Origin of the sequence: Haloarcula sp. CBA1131, from assembly GCF_008728975.1 — an archaeon.
Lineage (GTDB): Archaea > Halobacteriota > Halobacteria > Halobacteriales > Haloarculaceae > Haloarcula > Haloarcula hispanica.
Map to the genome: position 1 here is coordinate 1 of NZ_RPCY01000003.1, position 17327 is coordinate 17327.

Sequence of the window (17327 nt, forward strand, 5' to 3'; positions counted from 1 at the left end):
ATCCTTGCACCCGCCAGAGGAACAGAAAACCGCCGTCTCAGTCGAGGCCGGGGAGTCGTTCAGCAATGATGATGCCGCCCTCGGCCCCTCCAAGTACAGTGCTGTGTGCCCCCGGAAGTAGATGGTGTAGCGGTCTGGAACGTACTGGTGACCGGGTGAAAGCGTCGCGATAGCCTTCGACAAGATCCGCGCCGAGAACAGTGAGTCGCCGTTGTGGTTCGACAGGCGGCCAGATTGCAGTGGGTCCCAGCTGTCGAACTCGTGGTCCGCTGGTGGCGTCAGTGTTGTCCGGGCCGTTGCGATCAGGTAGTCAGCCCCCTCGACAACTTTGGCGGCGGTGTTCGTTACATCTGGAATGAATTCCACATTCTCTCCAAAGTCGGTCATCGGCTCGTTGTCCCAACGCAATGCTTCTGGATGGCCGGCGACCGGCACCGGCGGGCCTCGGAAGCTCTCGCTTCGGATGTGGGATTTTGCTTTGCTCTCGCAACCGAATGTCTCTCCACAGGTGCACTCGAACGATTCGTCGTTGCGATAGTAGCCGTCGGTATCCTGTGAGCGGACGAGTTCACCGTCATCGTCCATGTAGATGGTGTCGACATACCCCCACGAATACGACACCTCGATCTCGTGCTCTTGACTGGGCTTGCTGAAGTCGAAGCCGGCTTGCTGATCTGGCTGTCCGTCCTGCGTCTGAGTCGGATCAGTTTCTGTCATCCTCTCACCCGACAGAGGAACAGAAAATCGTCCGACACAGCGTGTTAACCAACAGAAGCGATGAGTGTTGGTTAAATACGAGGTGTCAGCCCGACGACCACCGTTTCAGGTCGCTCTGGGCGTTGGCCTGTCCACAGAACGACAATCAGTCGGACATTGGAACGCTCACTGCTTCGTCGTCGCGAGCGACGTAAGCGAATATCTCAAATGGCTATCTCCTACAGAACTTCTGGAATTGAAAAAATTTCAACTGCAATATTCAGAAACTAAGACAAAGGAGTAATTTCAGCCATCTGAATCTGAGAGGCTGAGAGGCCCTTTAGACAACTCTTAGCAATCATATTAGAGCCTCAGGTTATAATACAGCACACTAATACCCCGGCAAATAGCTGCTACCGCCCAAATGACTAGTGCTGAATATAAAATCGTAGCAGCTAATCTTTGAATGAGAAGTCCTGCAGTCATGTAGCCTCCAGACCCAGAGAGTAGCACGTCCGTATTAACCGTTGAGTTGACAACACCCGGCACTACTGCCCCAAACGCGAAATAGTAAACCAACAGCGCACCCCATAGTATATGTAATCCGTTCCACGCTACACTTGCATGGCGAATGTGAGGTCCACCGTTCCCAGGGTTTCTGGCCTTGATTCGGTCCAAAAACCAGCCTTCAGCCCACTTTGAGATCAGGGTCGTTGCCAAGAAAAACGCGATTGAGACACCGACTAACGCAGTTGTCGATTCAACTCCAGTGCGCGCTTCGAGTAATGGAGGTAGTATAGTCAGTGCACCTAATACGGACACTATGATGAATGTCAAATTATGAGAATAGTAAGTTGCACGGTAGACCGATAGAAGGAACGCAAACTTGTCATGCCGATCCAGATCGGGAATAAGTTGAGAAATCAAGTTATACTGAGATATAGTGCACTCATACGTAATATTTGTCTTATCTAGGTTGGAAATATCGGGAACACGACCACATAGATAATAAATGTCTACTGTACGTTCTCGCCTCTTCTGGCTGGCTCCGGAAACTTAGGTTTTGAGCTAAGGCCGCAAGTGGACACTGGAACACCTGTCCTGAGCGATTCGATTTCTCGTGATTCAGGAACCGGTAAGTGCAAGGCTCGCGCCCTGTATTCATCAGCAGTAGTTATGATATAACGCTGGCAGCACTGTTTCACTGAGTTCAGTAAAAGCCTCACTGGCAGTAGCTCTCCTAGCCGTAGACCTCGATGGGAGTGAGTCCTGCCCGGTATTCCACTCTGTCTCTCTCGTGTTGGCTCCGATACGCGAGCGTCTGTCCGTTCTCATACTCGACGACAATAGCATCCTCAAGGCCATTTACAGTTGCTCTCGAACCGTCAGCAGCCCAGACGGGGTCCATCGGTTCCGCTGTTAGCGGGGTCCGGTCTTTCTCCACGGTCGGCCACACACCCCGCGATTTCCAGTATGACCGGATGTGTCTCAAACTCTCTCGAACCGTCTCCCGGATCGAGAGGTGGTCCGCACTCCCGTAGCCGTGTGGTGAGAAGTACTCGCCGTGAAGCGCCGCAAGATGAATCCCGTTCCAGTCGACGCCAACGATATCGGCTGGTTCCTCACCGGTCACACGCGGCTGTGATAGTTCCTCGATCACCGGATACTGCTTCGTCGGACTTGCCCCCAGCAGATGCACGCGCCGCCCCCGCCAGTCCACGATGTCCGTGTACTCCTCGGCTGTCTGGTCAGAATATCCCATCGGGTATCCCAAGACAATATCTTCGTCGATCACATCGATTGCGTCGCGGCACTTCGGGACGATGATGACCTCTGTCCCTGGAAACTTCCGTTTCAGCTCCCGTGCGGCTTGGTTGTACCGTCGCGCTTCCTGCTGGTCGTATGCATCGCCGAGCATCCCGACCGACGGCTCGCATCGCTCGAAGCGCTCAATGTACCGGTCCAAGTCTGGATTCCGGAAGTCGTTGTCTAGAATCTCAATCGGGACGTCGACGTTCCGCAGCGAGGACTGGTAGGTGTAGTCCTCGCGAACGCCGACGGCGAATCCAAGCCGGTAAGCATCGATTACGAAGGGCTCGCGATGGAGGAACCCGATGTACTCAGCCTGCTGTGCATCGCCGACAGCCGCCGCTGACCAAGAGTGTCGCGCCTCAGAAGACATGGAAAACACCGAGCGCACCGACCGGCGCGCCCAGCTGGCAGGCGCGGCACAAAACGACCCCGCGCTTTAAATACGGAGACGGGAAGAAATGTCGAGGAGAATGAAGGAAGGTATCGAATCGCAGTACGACGACCCTGACAGCTACCGGGGCGAGTACCCACCAGACTGGGCGTACCGGATCGTCTTCCGGAAGCAGTTGGACAACAACACTTGCACCAACTGCGGGACGCGGTTCCCTGCGGAGGATTTGGAAGTCGTGCGACGAATCCCCGCCGAGAACGGCGGGACAAACAAGACCACGAACCTGCTGACAGTGTGTTCTACCTGCGAAGAAGACATCAAGCAGACGGGACGCCTGAACCTGCCAGCGTCAGCGAACCAAGAGCCAGCAAGCAGTCCAGAAGCAGACTCCCACAGAGTGCTTGCGTTGCAGAGCGAAGTCCCGATCACTGAGGAAGTCGAGGGCGAAACGGAGGGCAACGGGCAGTCTCGTGGTGTCTCCCGGCTGGAAGCCAGCCACGTCGAGACACAGTCGAGGAGTCCTCTTGCAGTCACCACGACGACCGAGGACAGCGACGAGCAGTCCGACCAGGACGACACCGACGAGCGTGTTGGATGGCGACGGCTATTCGTTGCGTCGGTAGGAGGCACAGCGATGTTTCTGACATACTTCTGTGCGTTTGGTATCTCCTATTTCCTGTCCTCGCTTGCGGGTGATGTAGCGTTCTATGGCCTCCCACTGGCCGGGCTCGTAGCGGGAGTCCGGTGGCGGCTGTCGACAGCCATTGCATCCGTCTGCGTTGTTTTGATGTACGCTGCCGTCTGGGAGTCTATCTCGACGGAACTGCTCATGTCTCCGTTGGCGTGGATTCCCGTGGTTGCGCCACTGGCTGGGATTGCCTACGGACTCATAACCGAGCGCACTGAGTTCTCGCTGCGGAACCTTCCTTCAGATCCGCGACTGGTGGTCCAGCGCTTCCGTTGACGAAATATACTCTGATAACTGGTCCACGACCGACGGATCGAACGAGTCGGAGACGTGCCGCACGTTCCACAGCCCAGACTGATACACCTCAGATTTCGGCGAGTGGTATCCAAGCCAATCGAGGTCCGATGGTCCTGCGGATCGACGATGATGCGACACCATCGCGATGGTATTTGACTCAATCTCGGCTCTGTCACACTCTGGGCCGGGCTTGCCCGGAACGTCAACCCAGAGAAACGGCAGATCCCGGATGTACTCCGACACGCGCTGTTCAAGTTCGTGTTCCTGCTCGCGAACAGTCGTTGTTTCCTCATCGGGATTCGGTTCGCCCCAGTGAGGATACTCGTCGCGCCAGCCGTGCTTCTCGATCAGCGCCCGTCCAACGTGCAAGCGAAAAATCGAACCGCGATGGTTGCCACCGCCGGCGTACTTCCCTCGAACATTCCCACGATGTTGTCTGAGTCGATTCCAGAGCGTGTTCGACGAGCCGGTACTGACGCCGACGGTGCCGATCCGCGAGAGTCGCCAGTCGACCGCTGTCGTTGCGCGAAGGTCGCTTGCTGGCGAGAAGAAAAAGTACACTCCTCGGTCGGGCCAGTCCAATCGCCCGGTCACGTCTCCGAGGTAGTACGGCCCTCCGATCTGGTCACGCAAGTCAGCTAAGACACTCAAGAACTGTCCGACAGGACTGCCACCTGACGCTGCTGTGGAACGCATATTCGACTCCCTCGCCCATCAGGGGAGTCACAAAATACGGCTCTCAAGCACGTCTGGAAAAGCACGACCGACTGCTCAGCTGTCACCTTCGACGGCGTCGATCAGATCCGCCGCAGTCGACGAGATACGGTCCAGCCGGTCCCGCAGCGTCTCTGGTGCGTCGCCGTCCCACGCCGCCAAGTAGAACGCCGAGTTGTCGGGGTCCAGCCCAAAGTGACGACTGACCACGTAGGCGACTGCCTCAGCCTCGACCTCACGTTTCGACCGCTCCGCCTCATCCTCGACATTGAAGTGAAGCTCCGCATGGGCGAACTCGTGAATCAGTGTACTCGCGAGGGCGGCCCGATTCTCCCGGTCAACCGCTTCGATCATCGGATTCGTGGTCATCACGCTCCGACGCTGGCAGACACCCCGTGCAGACCCATGCTCCCACTCTTCCGGAGTGACGATTCTTGCGTCGACGCCGATCTCGTCGGTGGCGTCCAAGAGGTTCTCGACAAGTCCATCCGGGTCGCCGTGAGCTTCTGTCTCCAGTTCGGGAAGCGGTTCGCCCTCGGTCTGAGAGATATCGAACACCGACGTTGGCCGGAACCCGACCAGTCCCCGACGCCACTGCTCGGGGTCCGTTTCATCGTACTCGCAATCCGTGTTCTCGTGATACGACGGCGAATTGCCGCATTCGGGGCACTTCTTCGTGATGATCGGAGCCCAGATCCAGATCGCATCCTCGCCTTGCTGGACGTAGCGGTCGAACTCATTCTGCCACGTATTGTAGCCGGCGACTCGCGTTGCTTCGGGACACTGGAGCTTGATGAGTAGCGTGTTCCGGGCCGAGTAATCGTGGAACTTGCTCTGCACATCGAGCCACTGCTGGAACTGCTCACTGGTCTGCGCTTCGTCGGTGAGGTCGGCAAGATCCTCGACCCACGCATCGAGTTGGTCGCGCATCTCCTCGTCCCGGGAGTCCGAATCGTCGAAGGTGCAAGTGGTCTGTTGGCTGGACTGCTCTGGAGTCTCTGACTGTATCGTTGACATCGGTCTATCTTCGGGACGCACTCTCGGGCACGCCCCCGCACCTCCACTGGGGGTCACAAAATCGACTGGCTGACTGAGCGAGAGCGAGGTGAGGTGGCTACCTGTACCGCTCCGGCGGGTAGAAGACGACGTGGATAGCAGAGCCAAGGTTGTACCACGACTTTGCGAGAATCGAGACCTCTAGTCCCCACTCGGCGGCAAACTCGAAGACGTCGAACCAGAGATTGTGGGGCGGCTCTGTGGAATCCAATCGCTCGATATTCCCCGGATAGACGTGCATCGAGTACAACGCCGGCTCGCCATCGTCAAGCCAGAGCGTCGAGTGGTCGTCTGCTGGCGGGCTGTGAGGCGGTCCGTTTGGGTCGGTGTCGGCGTCAAGCGGCGAGTGCGGGCACTCGTCGTCGCCCGTGATGAGACGGCGTATGCAGGCTGTCTCGGCAGTCTCATCGAGGTCGAAGGATTGGGCAAACGCATCGCGCTGGTACTCGCCCATGATCGCGCCGAGCGCCCGCCAGATGTCATCCCACCTTGGGTCCTCTGGCTCGTGATCGAGGTAGTCGTGGACAGCCTCGCGCAGCTGTCGGTACTCGTCCCATGCCGGGACAGGCTCGTTCGGGCCGGGTGTCGGCCAGTCAGTGCGGTCCATACGCTTGGGAAAATTCCGATAGGGTATCAACTCTCGGGACGCGCCCATACGCCGCGTCAGAGAAGAGGTCCTGACGCTAACCAACACCGAGTGGAATGTGGGGTACTGTGTTGGTTAGTCTGCGAGTTGGCTACTCCGCGCCTCTAGCCTCCCAGCCCTTGTGGAAGTACACCAGCGCCATGTCGGAATCAAAACACTGCCCGGACGGAACGTGCTGCAAGACGTTTTGTTCTGGGACGGATTCGACCACACCCTCATTGAGTAGACTGGTAACGACCTCACGCCCTCGTGGCTCGTCGATCTCGACGGTATCGGGACGCTGCCGGTCACGGTCCTGTGCGATCTGTTCGCGCTCGAAGCGCTCGTAGTCTGGAACTGTTTCGGTCGGGTCCATAGAGGAAATCCCTCACCCGACCGGGGAGACACAAAATCAGCGCTAACCAACAGTCCGAAAGTATGGCGGTCACTGTTGGTTAAGACACACCACCGTTTCTGCAAAACGCTCGAAGCTGAGTCAGTTCGGGAGCTTCGGCGCGATCACGAATTGTATCGCTCCATCAGCGTCCGGGAACTCGGATTTCAGCACGAGCGGCACCCCGTTTCCGATATGTAGAACCCGATTCGTGCCGTCTGGCAGGCCAGCGTTTGCCGATTTGACCAGCGACGAGTCAAGTTTCACTGCGACATCCGCAGGCTCGAAGGCGATGAGATCGGTGTCGTCCCACCGGTAGGTCATGCTGTCAGTGTCGCCGTCTGCGGCAAACCGCACTTCTCCGGCATCAGAGTCAACGGTGAGATCAAACCGGTCGGCAAGCATATCTGCTGCGTCAAGACCAAGCGATATGTCGTCTGGACTCAGGTGGACAGTTGCCGGGATGTCTATCTCTGGCATCTCGACAGGGTAGCGGAGCGATTCAACCGCATCAAGCTCGATGGTGCGCGTTATCCCGTCGATGTTGATTTCTAGTGTGCTGTTTGCCGCATCGAGTGCGAACTGTGCAAGGTCGCCTGCATCGCCGACCGAGAGTGCATCGCGAACTCGTCTGACGTCCACCCCCAACGTTCCCCTCCCTGCATCGAAGGAGGTGAACGAACTCCCAGAAACACGCAAGTCGACCATCGCGTGTCCCTGCAGGTCAGCCGCCCGGATGGCGATTCCCGACTCTGTAATTCCTATCCGCGTCTTGTCCGTGACCGTGCCAGCCGCCGCGAAGATCCGCTCAAACAACTGGACCTCGCCGCTGATCCGAAGATGCTGCGGGGCATCGAGCGACAGGAGGTCCGCAGTGTCGAGTTCTGCGTCACCGTCCGGCGGCGTCTCTGGCACGCTCGTTTCGGCGTCTGTGGTTGCTGCTTCGGTGCTACTGGTCGCTGTGGACTGTGACATTTCGATTTCCCTCCACTTGCCGGAGGGTACACAAAATGAGCCGTTGGCGGCGTCGATGGCACGTTTGGTGTGAATACGATTCTGTATCCATCAGAGGGGGTGAAACAACTGCTCTGGAAGCGTGCTTATCGACCGCGAAGGAACGGGGACACAAACGCATAGGCGCAGATGAGTAGTGTGATAATAAATAGAGGAAATCCTAATCCATCTTCGTCAGCGATGATGAGTCCGGCTGTGAGGATTGATACCGCCATAGCGACGAGTGCTGTGCGGATTGAACGGAGGTTACGGAGCGTGGCTTCATCTGTCATACGTATGCCGGATATGGATTCCATATCAGCCTTGCGAAGCTAATGTCTTATACCGAATCCTGCTTGTCCGATTTCTGTTGACTGCTGCCGTCATGAATATGTTCGCCGTATTCACAACGGCCGGTCAGGGGACCACCGACGCGAGGCGATGAGTATTGTAGTCGACCGTCCATCGCGAGTAGTTCTGTGTTATCCAGTACTCGCGAACGACTGCAACGTCTTCCAGCGACTCCTCGGGTTGTTCCCACGCAAACTCGTAGCCGGCGACTACATCTCCCTCGTCGAGATATCCAACCGGATGCTCCGGCCCGTCCCACTCAACCGAGATTGGGTCGCCACCGTTTGGGGGCTGGACTCCACGGCTGACTGTCCCCTGGATGACGGATGGGTCATTCGTCAACCCATGCAGTTGTGCTAAGTCACTGGCTTTGATCGTGAACTCATCCTCCTCGCCGACGAACGAGTGCTGGGTTTGCCCGCGTACTGTTGCGTACTCTACGCTCTCGATATCGACACCGAGAGCGTCGGATAGCAGGTGGGTAAACTCAGCGGCTCCCGTGCGGACTGTTTGGTTCTGTTCCTCGATCTGCAGGGTCGTCTCTGGCGTCCGAAGCTCCCTCGTGTATGGATTCTCCGGCCGCTCAACGAGCATACAGCTGCACAAGAGCGTCCCTTCTGGACCCGTCAGAATCCACGGCTGTTTCCCGCACGGGATGGCAGTATATTGCGACGCAGTGTATCGGCCACCGCCAGTGAGGACTCGGAATTCCTTTTCAAGAGCCTGTGCGTCAATGCCGTACCCGTAGCTGTCAGCGAGCCCGTCGACGAATGTGACTCGAGTGTCGACTGAACTGAAGTCGTCGTACGTGTTTGGGATTTGCAGGAGGTCACCAGTTGCGTACTGCTCAACGTAGTCTCCGACGTCCCCATCAACGACCCACCGGGTTTGCTGTTTGGTTGCTCGACCAGCCGACGTGTTGATCGACGACGCCGGCCGCTGTGTTGTCAGCCCCCAGTCCTCGTCCGGGGCTGCCCAACTGGTATCGTCGCGGTCAGGAGCGCGACACGTCGTCGCGCATCGGGCGATGCTTGCAGCATCGGGATCGAGGTCGTCGTCGGCGCTGTCTCCGTCTCCGAACGTACCGAGTGAAAGGTCAGTCATCCTCTCACCCGCCAGAGGAACACAAAATTTTGGACTGGCTCACGGTCAATACAGAGAGGAATTCGGCTGTTTCGCTGTGCTTGGTAAGAGCCGACCCAGAAGGAGTGTTTCAGAGTCAGAAACACTCTGTGGGGCTTGATTATCCACTGGCCAGTATGTGCAGGTAGCCGCCGGTCGGAGGCGGTCCCCGAAAAGTATCCGACACGCTTGCCCCATCACTCCCCAACTGACCCCCAGTGTTGGCGAGCGCTAAGTGCTCGACCCGCTGCCCTCCAACGTGCCCCGTTTCCCCTCCACCTGCGTTCCACTCTCCGTACTCCCCTATCGTGCTTTCACCAAACTCCTAGAGTTCGGTGCTGTCGTCATGAGTCACAGTCTGTTGCTGACACACGGGCATCAGTGTTGGTCAGGAACCCTTTGTACGGTGGCTTCTGAGTAAATAACTGATCCGCCTTCTCGCGGGTCTGTACAAAGCACTACCTTCCTGGGAGACTTGTTTCACTGACTGGCCTGGTCGGATTAAAATACCGTCACCGTCTGTTCTACAAATCAGCAGATATTACGAGGAGATATCGGTGAGACAGAACTCGAGATTCGAGCCGAATTGCAAGCTTCCGAGGTGGATGAATCGTGACGAGACGCTCACAACGCCATCGGAGTACAGCACTCCCATTCGCGTACAGAGAATCCGGGCTCGACTTCGACCTGGAGGGTTATTCCGTCGACGGCAAGAAACCAGTAGACCTAGATCTCAAGGCTGGGCAGAAAGATATCGACTTGGTGTCTGCTCTCGAGCCAGAGGACGGTGAGGAGCCATCAGACTGGGAAAAAGTCGTCCTGTACGGGAGCCTCAAAGTACCCGAAGAGACTATCGAAAACGTCTTTCCGGAGGAGGAGCGCCAGAACCCACCTGCAAAGCTCTACGTCACTCTTCGCTGCCACGAGACTATCTACAGAGATCGGAAGATACTCGCCGACCCCGTAGCCGAACCAGGGGAACACGAAGTGGCCATCGTCCTGTACAAAGAGGATATCAGAGGCACCGTCGAACTCCGACCGTACTTAGTTCGCACCGAAGACAGATCTGGTGAGGGTCGTTAAGCGACGAAGAAGAACTTCCGAGTGGCGAGTGGCGATATCTACAGAGCCATTATCGACAGACCCCCTGGTGAGCAACCACCAGCGATCGACGGCGAGGAGATCAGTTTCTCCCGAGCATCACATCTTCCTGGTGGCGACAAGCTCTACTATCTGGACTTCCGGAACGAATCCCGACCGAAGCTGTGGCTAAACTCGGATCACCCGCGTATCACCGATGTCCTCCAGAGCCGTGGGTCTGTAGGTGCCGAGGCACGGATGCGTGACGTCATCCTCGACCAGATCAGCTACGGAATCTGGACTCAGCTGATATTGCGTACTGGGAGTGCGATCGACGAAGAGGGCGAAACAGAGCACGAGTGGCAGGAGACGGTTTTGGAGACGTTCGCGCGAAATCTGTACGATGTCGACGACCTCGAAGAGGCGAAACACGAGTTGCGGTCCGATCTCGAAGGGACTGACTCGATATCACATTTGATGGAACTGATCGACCGCGAGCTCCAGGAGTATATCGACCCACGGACACAACTGATCAACCTGATGGAGGAGGGCCTCAGGATCTAAGATGACCACAGAAGAGCCATTATACCGATTGCACGAAGACGGCAGACGACTCGTCGGGGAGAAGTTCCTCAAAGACGAGGCTTCGATAGACGAGGCAGAGCTCGCAGAACACGTGGAGCCGATGTCAGGGAATCCTACGGCCGATCTACAGTCACTGGATGTCGCTGTAGACACCGTATTGCAGGAGTATTCAGAGTACGATACGGCGATGGACGGCGAACTGGCCAGAGGAGTCCATCAGTGTCTGGACATCACACCTCGTACTGCCGGAGACCCTGGGATGTGGCATTGGCTAGCAGTGAAACGCTATCCCGAGTTCGTCCGGTATCGGTGGAAGTATCTCTCCGAAGAGGCGATGCGGTAGAAATTCCTGGGCGCTGGATCGGACCTGTATTCGAACGCGATTCACCGACTGTGGTGGATCGCCAAGTTGACCGCCGACGGAGACGATTACAGTCTCACGGAGGACGTGTTCGGCAATCAGACGATCGTCAACAAGGTGTTCGACAGGTGGTTCGCTCGGTACCAGCCAGCTGTCGTCGCAGTCTGTGACGTTCTCGCAGACGAGCCCTCGAGTGTGATAGACGAAGCGACTCGAAGGTTCAACCACGCCCTGACGAACGTCCAGCTCGAGGGACTCTCCGAGGACGAGGCCCGTGAGATGATCGCTCGAATCGTAGCGGATATCGATTAGGCGAGTCCGAAGAACCAGATTCAGCTCCAGTCTATCCCAGGTAGTGGACGGCTCGCCCATCGGCCGCTCCGTCTCGAACGTTCGATTAAGCAGGTACCAACTCGATACGCTTGTGCAGGCTTATCGGTCTATCTGCCGCTCTAAAAGTTTCAGTCGGGACTTGGATCGTGCTAACCGCTCTTCGAATGTGTCTTCGCTCCCGTAGATTCGCCATCCTTCATCTCTCTGGGCTTGGAAGTCTACGGCATCTTCTAACAGTTCCAATCGTGTCCATCCGTTCCAGAAATCTGAATCGTAGAGGGCTGAGGACCGATAGAACGACTCCATGTGAAGTACACTGAGTCTCGTATAGAATGCGACGATGCTCAGGTAACCACGCACAGCGATCTCGAATGACTCGTCGTAGTCGTCCTCACTGTAGAATGGCTCGTACTCCCCTTCTATGTGGAGGGTTCGGAACTTCTCTTCGTTCCCTGCCCCGTCGATCCTCTCTAGAATTATCTCCTTGTTAGACGGCTTCATTTCGAGAGGGGGAAGATCGGAGGCGTCTATCGCTCGTTGCAGTGACGCTTCGCTCCCCACACCACCACCGTTCACAGCCTCGTTGTCTGGTAAAATAGAGGGGTCCTCTGGTCCCTCCGAGTCTGTCTCGACGATGTTTGAACCACCACCTCCAAGCCTCTCTTTCAAATCTTCACACTCGAGACATTCGTATTGATTCGGGAGTGGGTCGCTGATGGTCGTTTCACAGACCCGACACTCCCGAGTCTGATGCCGGCTATCTTCGTCGTCTTCACGCATGTCGGGCGGGAGATTACTGTGATGCTCGGTCCGGGGAGGCGAATCTTCACCTGGCATATCAAAGTCGGTATGCAAGGGTGCTTAATTTGGAAGCGTGAAAGGTTTGGTGCTGGTTGGACTAGCCAGTCGGACCTCGGCTATCTGTGAACGGATCGCGTTAGTGTGAATACCAACAGCGCAGCGAATATCGCGCCGAATACTCCTTCGATCATCGCGATAGTTTGTCCAACTTGAGACGAAAGCTGTGGTGTGGTGGAAAATATCAGTGTAGCGAACGAACCGATACTGACGAGCAGCGCATCCAGAGGACCATCTACTGACGCCGGTTGTACGAGTAAGTATATCAATGCGAATACGAATATCGTGACCAACAACGACCCGATAGCCCGAAGTGGGCGTTCACCGTATCCGGCTGTGAGGCGCAGTGTCGCGTTCTCGAGCCACCTTACCCATCCCAAGGACCTAGAGCCGGACTGCTCTGCTGCGTGCAGGATCTGTCTATAATGCATTTCGCGACGGAAGAATTCGGACGCGATTTTCTTCGCACCAACTTGATTAGCTCCGTTTTTCGCTTTCAGATACGTCGTCTGTAAATCTTCGACATCAGATCTGGTGGCTGGCGGCGTGAACGTCTTTTCGTCCCCCAAGCGAGGGTCGTCTGTCACCTGATTACGGTTATCCCTCGCCGAGTCTCCATGTTCCTTCCCGTCCTTTCGTGGCCCGTCACCCTCTCGTTCTGAATCAGTCTTTTCGACGGACAGCTCTTCATTGGCAGCGAGTTTCCGACCAGCTGTCATAGTTTTATACATGGAGTTGATAGGCCCCATGAAGAACCAGATCGCTCTAAATATGGCCGAGTCGATAGGTGGGGACTGTTCAACGGTAGGTATGGCGTCGTCTATGACCGGATCGTGAATCTTCCATTCTTCTTGTTTCAATTCGGCCTGATAGTCCGAGAATTCGAATCCCGAAAACTGGGTCCCCTGACAACGGAGATGTCCGTATAGTTCGCCGTCGTCACTCTCGAACGAGACGTCCCCGAGCTTCGTCCGAGTGAGATCGGTGTCGTACAGAGAGTCGCCAGTACGCTCAATCTTCCCAGAGGCGATGTCTGCTCCTGCAAGATCCAGTTCTATCGCTTTCGCTCCGGGTGTTTCGACATCTTCGATCAGCAGCTCTTCTTCTATCGTCGCTTCGGCTAATGAAATCCCAACCCGGGCTCTTCCTCTCTCGATAGAGAGACTCTCGGTGAAGCGGACTCCCGATGCATCTATCCGTGTTATTGTCCGCACATTCTCCAAAGAACAGCCACTCAAGAAATCAGCATCTTGAAGCCTGAGCGAGCCATTTTTTAGAAAAAGGTCTTCCATGAAACAGCCTCCTCTGACTTGAGCGTCGGACAGATAGATCTCGTCGACAATGAAATTCCGAAGTTTCAAGCTTCCATTAAATGTCGCTTCACTCAGATTGATTTCGGAACCAGGTTGCCCTTTCTCTACCATAAACTCACTCTCGAATCTCGTGTTGTCGGCCGACAAGGGCCCACCTATCGTAAGCTTCTCACATTTGACTCTCGCATTGAACCGAGACCCCAACAGTTGCAACCGACCACCGACGGTGACGTCGTTCAGTTCGACCTGTTGGTTCGTCATGATTTCCTTGAGCAGAAGATATCTATCGAGCTCGTCGCTCTCGAGATGAAGTTCACCTTCGATCGAAGTTTGAACGAATTCGATAGACTCGGCTTCGAGATCGAAGAGACGCACATCGTGTGTGTTGCTCGAATCTATCTTGAGTACAGAAACTTCGACGTACTCGATGTCGACATCTTCAAGATTAGACGACTCAACGATGATATCTCCAACTATGTCTGAGTCCTCTATCGCAAGCTTGTCATCCAAGTGAACGTCTTTCAACTGGAGGGGATTGTGGATATCGGAGTCTGCGATGGTCACTGGTCCGTAGATGTCTGCCCCGGAGAAATCCACGACCTCGTCGAATCCCCCTAGCTCGGCCAATTCTGCATCGTGTATACAAATCCCCTCACGGAAGGTAGTATCACTCATAGAGACGTCCCCGAAGACTTCAGCACCCTCGAACGATACTTTGTCGCCGAATTCGGCTTCCTTGAGGCTCAGGTTACCCCCTACATCAACTTCGTTACAGTTTATCCCGTTGTGGAACGTCGCTCCGTCCAAAATCAGATCCCCATCGACTGTGACGTCTACCAAGGAAACTGGACGATCGAATTCTGCTTTGCTAAGGTCTAAGCTCCCAGAAATATCGATGTCGTCACAGATGAGCTCTGAATCGAATACCGAATTTTCGACCACGACATCACCCTCTACGTTCGACCCCGAGAGATCTAATGTTCGAACGACTTCCGAGGATTTGAGCGATATTTCTCTGGCATCGACTTCACGAAGGTCAAGGGGAAACGAACAGTTCGCCGCAAGTTGGGTGTCTTCAAACTGTATCGTACCAAATTTTGCACCCGCAAAACAGGGCCGTTTCTCTTTACTGACGACGGGGCGGCCATCCGGGGCATCTTGGATCTCGTCGACGAACTCCTCTAGAATTTCTTCGTCGGTCTTGGCGCTCTGAGGGCGGTGAAACACGCACTTTTCATCTTCGTCGTCGACCGTACGCCCGCACGCTAACTCCGCGCCGTCGGTCTCCGTCTCGTGGCCACAATCCGAGGCATCGGCGGGCGACATACTCCACAGGAATAGAGTCCAATATATAAATTCCACCCAAATATTATGATATGTAGCGTAATCGTACCAGATTAGTATCGGTACGTACTCTACCTGCAAAATCGGCGGAAGATATATCTAACCTGATTTTAATTTTTTTACAGATGGGCGACTCTATCCCGAGGCTCGCAGAAAGGTGTGAAGGCCGCGAATTCCTCGCGGGATTCTTCGAGGGCTGGATAGAACACAACGACCAAGTGGTCGATATGGGCCAGACCGACAAAGCGCTCATCGAGAAGACACTGGCTCTCCTAGAGAACGAACAAGACCTGCTTATCATCAACCCTTTCAGCTATTCACTCGTCCCAGCACTAATAGCAGCGTCTTACACGTTCGTTGCTGATACCAGGACCGGTTCAGGGGATGCTCAATCGACGGGGAACCCGCTGCTTCTCTTCCCGAAACAAGGCTATATCGGCGATATCGAGTCCTTCAGTTACAGCGATATTGTTTCTGGTGAAAGTATCGTCGACAAGCGTAATATCAGTGACTTAGCTGACTTCGAGGGTGGAAACACGGTCTATCGAGTGACCGACGAGTCGGTGTTGGGATCGTCTGAAAAAGATATGGAGATCGGTCTAATGTTCGTCGATCTCCGGAAAGATCTCTGGCAGAACAACGTCGCAGAGTTCGAAGCATTCACGCGTCGTAATCGAGTCACGACCGTCGTGTACTACTCCGACGAACGGAACTTCGCTACGGCGAACGTCGCGGAAACGGTCAACGAAGAACTCGAAGTCTCTCGGTCGACGATAGCGGAGACCGAGACCGAGTCACTCGGCGAGAATCCATCACGGGCTCGTACGGAAGAGTTCATCGTCAACCAGGGGGTCGATATCTCTATTACGAGTGTCGATCCCGGTGATCTAGAAGAGTTGTTCGACGATTTGTACGAGGCGCGACAGGGCCTGCAAAATGCAGCTCCTGACCTGTACGCGGTTCCCGAAATCAACAACCTACTGGTGGAGCTTGCGGTCGAACCATCTGTTTACGACGAACAAGTCAAAGAGAATTTTTACTATAGCTCTACATCGCGCCTGATCGAAGGGCTGCAGGAGGCTCGTAACAGAGCCGAAGAGACCGTCACTGGGAGGCTCGACGAGTATTGGAGGCTCGCCGACGACCTCCGTGCCGAGTTAGAGAAACAGAATCCGAAAAAGAGAGTGCTAAAGAACAGAGTAGAAGAGGCGACCGAAACCGCTGAAACAACCGTCTTCGTCGCCAGAAATCAGATGCACCGAGACGCTATCGAGCGAGGTTTATTTTTGGACGATGTCGATATCGGCGACAACGTCGAACTGGTGACGAAGGCGGAGGTCAACCCACGTCCGGACACCAAGCACGTATTCGTCAACCTCCCTGGGTTCAACCACCCTCTCTACGAGTTTCCACCCTCTACCGATGTGGAGTTTCTGGTCTATCCGTTTCTCAAAAACGTCGTGGAAAACGAGTTGACGAGTGATGGGGCGGACACAGATGGCGACGATTCTGGTGCCACGAGTGAAGTCGTTCGTGTCGAAGATAGTGAAGAGATCGGTCGGCCGGATACCGTCGAGTTCTCACGTTCGGAGATCGAGGTGGACGTCGCTCGATCGTTGGCGACGACCGACGGCGATAGCCACTCTGAGGGGCGAGGGTCAGAGGGGTCAGCGATAGAAAATATCGAGATCGAATTTAGCGACGGAAGTACCCAAGAGACTACCCCTCGGTCGATGATGACTATTCTCGACCCGGACGCAGACACGGTTCGTCGTCGTCGTGCACGAGACTTGCGTCCGGGTGACAAAGTGGTCATTCTCGGTGAAGCGGCTACCGACTTGTACGAGATTATAACCGAGCACCAGCACCAGAAAGAGTCGATACAACAACGCGAGATGCTGATAGAACGCTGGCGAGAGATTCTCAACGAAGCGCTCGACTCGGATTATACTACCGACGAAATACTGCACGAGTTGCAGGAGAGAGGATCCGACTTACAGACAACCGCAACCATCGAATCCTGGGCAGAGGGGGACACGCTCGGACCGCGTAGCCACGAAGACGTTCACTTGATTCTGGAGATCGCACGCCCTGGATCTGAAGGTGCATCCAAAGACATTCACGAAGCGATGAGATATATTCGCACTCTCCATCGACGCATCGGAAGACGAGTTCACAGAATTGTCGAGGCAGAGATAGATCCGAAGAAAGAAGCACGATTCGAGAGCGGTATCGGCAGTCAACTTAACAACATAGGAGATAAAATCGACATAAAACATGTGTCCGACACAAAATCAGTTTGACAAAACTAACC

At 55.3% G+C, this 17327-nt stretch carries 13 protein-coding genes and 2 pseudogenes; 5 read left to right on the forward strand and 10 right to left on the reverse strand.

Going from position 1 to position 17327, the window contains the following annotated elements:
- Positions 1-37 precede the first annotated feature (37 nt).
- Both Har1131_RS17220 and Har1131_RS17225 read right to left on the reverse strand, forming a co-directional pair.
- A pseudogene (locus tag Har1131_RS17220) lies at positions 38-717 on the reverse strand (hypothetical protein).
- Between the two features lie 1219 nt (positions 718-1936).
- Complete coding sequence (locus tag Har1131_RS17225) at positions 1937-2878, reverse strand: DUF6610 family protein (protein ID WP_151147631.1); 942 nt, start codon at positions 2876-2878, stop codon at positions 1937-1939.
- Positions 2879-2978: 100 nt separating this feature from the next.
- On the opposite strand from Har1131_RS17225, the gene Har1131_RS17230 reads away from it, so the two are divergent.
- Positions 2979-3863: an HNH endonuclease gene (locus Har1131_RS17230; protein WP_151147835.1), complete on the forward strand. Its 885-nt coding sequence runs from the start codon at positions 2979-2981 to the stop codon at positions 3861-3863.
- Here Har1131_RS17230 and Har1131_RS17235 read toward each other — a convergent pair.
- The 6 genes from Har1131_RS17235 to Har1131_RS17260 all read right to left on the reverse strand — a co-directional run bounded on the left by Har1131_RS17235 (position 3828) and on the right by Har1131_RS17260 (position 9121).
- The gene (locus Har1131_RS17235; protein WP_191907496.1) at positions 3828-4580 is read right to left on the reverse strand and encodes a hypothetical protein; all 753 of its coding nucleotides are present in this window, start codon (positions 4578-4580) and stop codon (positions 3828-3830) included. The two genes, Har1131_RS17230 and Har1131_RS17235, sit on opposite strands and share 36 nt — an antisense overlap.
- Before the next feature lie 75 nt (positions 4581-4655).
- Positions 4656-5615 (reverse strand): ArdC-like ssDNA-binding domain-containing protein, encoded by a 960-nt coding sequence (locus tag Har1131_RS17240; RefSeq protein ID WP_151147634.1) that lies wholly within the window; start codon positions 5613-5615, stop codon positions 4656-4658.
- A gap of 97 nt (positions 5616-5712) precedes the next feature.
- Positions 5713-6261 (reverse strand): hypothetical protein, encoded by a 549-nt coding sequence (locus tag Har1131_RS17245; RefSeq protein WP_151147637.1) that lies wholly within the window; start codon positions 6259-6261, stop codon positions 5713-5715.
- 130 nt (positions 6262-6391) lie between these two features.
- Entirely contained in the window at positions 6392-6655 is a 264-nt protein-coding gene (locus Har1131_RS17250; protein WP_151147640.1) for a hypothetical protein, read from the reverse strand.
- 120 nt (positions 6656-6775) lie between these two features.
- Complete coding sequence (locus Har1131_RS17255) at positions 6776-7648, reverse strand: hypothetical protein (RefSeq protein WP_151147642.1); 873 nt, start codon at positions 7646-7648, stop codon at positions 6776-6778.
- Between the two features lie 435 nt (positions 7649-8083).
- Entirely contained in the window at positions 8084-9121 is a 1038-nt protein-coding gene (locus tag Har1131_RS17260) for a hypothetical protein (protein WP_151147645.1), read from the reverse strand.
- A 630-nt stretch (positions 9122-9751) separates the two neighbouring features.
- On the opposite strand from Har1131_RS17260, the gene Har1131_RS22230 reads away from it, so the two are divergent.
- From Har1131_RS22230 to Har1131_RS17270, 3 genes and pseudogenes are all read left to right on the forward strand, one after another.
- Positions 9752-10222: a hypothetical protein gene (locus Har1131_RS22230; RefSeq protein WP_225308166.1), complete on the forward strand. Its 471-nt coding sequence runs from the start codon at positions 9752-9754 to the stop codon at positions 10220-10222.
- Positions 10223-10243: 21 nt separating this feature from the next.
- Positions 10244-10783, forward strand: coding sequence for a hypothetical protein (locus Har1131_RS22235; RefSeq protein WP_225308167.1), 540 nt, complete (start codon positions 10244-10246; stop codon positions 10781-10783).
- A 208-nt stretch (positions 10784-10991) separates the two neighbouring features.
- Positions 10992-11477, forward strand: a pseudogene (locus tag Har1131_RS17270) (DUF6339 family protein).
- A gap of 120 nt (positions 11478-11597) precedes the next feature.
- Here the strand turns inward: Har1131_RS17270 and Har1131_RS17275 are convergent.
- Both Har1131_RS17275 and Har1131_RS17280 read right to left on the reverse strand, forming a co-directional pair.
- Positions 11598-12335 carry a hypothetical protein gene (locus Har1131_RS17275; RefSeq protein WP_151147648.1) on the reverse strand — a complete coding sequence of 246 codons (738 nt, stop codon included), beginning with the start codon at positions 12333-12335 and terminating at the stop codon, positions 11598-11600.
- An 80-nt stretch (positions 12336-12415) separates the two neighbouring features.
- A complete protein-coding gene (locus tag Har1131_RS17280; RefSeq protein ID WP_151147651.1) occupies positions 12416-14995 on the reverse strand; it encodes a hypothetical protein in 2580 nt (859 codons plus the stop codon).
- 143 nt (positions 14996-15138) lie between these two features.
- Between Har1131_RS17280 and Har1131_RS17285 the strand changes: the two genes are divergently transcribed.
- Positions 15139-17316 carry a DrmE family protein gene (locus Har1131_RS17285; protein WP_151147654.1) on the forward strand — a complete coding sequence of 726 codons (2178 nt, stop codon included), beginning with the start codon at positions 15139-15141 and terminating at the stop codon, positions 17314-17316.
- Positions 17317-17327 lie beyond the last annotated feature (11 nt).

Bases quoted from the DNA above. Each gene is read 5' to 3' on its own strand.
- Har1131_RS17260 (WP_151147645.1), bottom strand. From the start codon at position 9,121: ATGACTGACCTTTCACTCGGTACGTTCGGAGACGGAGACAGCGCCGAC.
- Har1131_RS17240 (WP_151147634.1), bottom strand. From the start codon at position 5,615: ATGTCAACGATACAGTCAGAGACTCCAGAGCAGTCCAGCCAACAGACC.
- Har1131_RS17275 (WP_151147648.1), bottom strand. From the start codon at position 12,335: ATGCCAGGTGAAGATTCGCCTCCCCGGACCGAGCATCACAGTAATCTC.
- Har1131_RS17245 (WP_151147637.1), bottom strand. From the start codon at position 6,261: ATGGACCGCACTGACTGGCCGACACCCGGCCCGAACGAGCCTGTCCCG.
- Har1131_RS17225 (WP_151147631.1), bottom strand. From the start codon at position 2,878: ATGTCTTCTGAGGCGCGACACTCTTGGTCAGCGGCGGCTGTCGGCGAT.
- Har1131_RS17250 (WP_151147640.1), bottom strand. From the start codon at position 6,655: ATGGACCCGACCGAAACAGTTCCAGACTACGAGCGCTTCGAGCGCGAA.
- Har1131_RS17235 (WP_191907496.1), bottom strand. From the start codon at position 4,580: ATGCGTTCCACAGCAGCGTCAGGTGGCAGTCCTGTCGGACAGTTCTTG.
- Har1131_RS17230 (WP_151147835.1), top strand. From the start codon at position 2,979: ATGAAGGAAGGTATCGAATCGCAGTACGACGACCCTGACAGCTACCGG.
- Har1131_RS17280 (WP_151147651.1), bottom strand. From the start codon at position 14,995: ATGTCGCCCGCCGATGCCTCGGATTGTGGCCACGAGACGGAGACCGAC.
- Har1131_RS17285 (WP_151147654.1), top strand. From the start codon at position 15,139: ATGGGCGACTCTATCCCGAGGCTCGCAGAAAGGTGTGAAGGCCGCGAA.
- Har1131_RS17255 (WP_151147642.1), bottom strand. From the start codon at position 7,648: ATGTCACAGTCCACAGCGACCAGTAGCACCGAAGCAGCAACCACAGAC.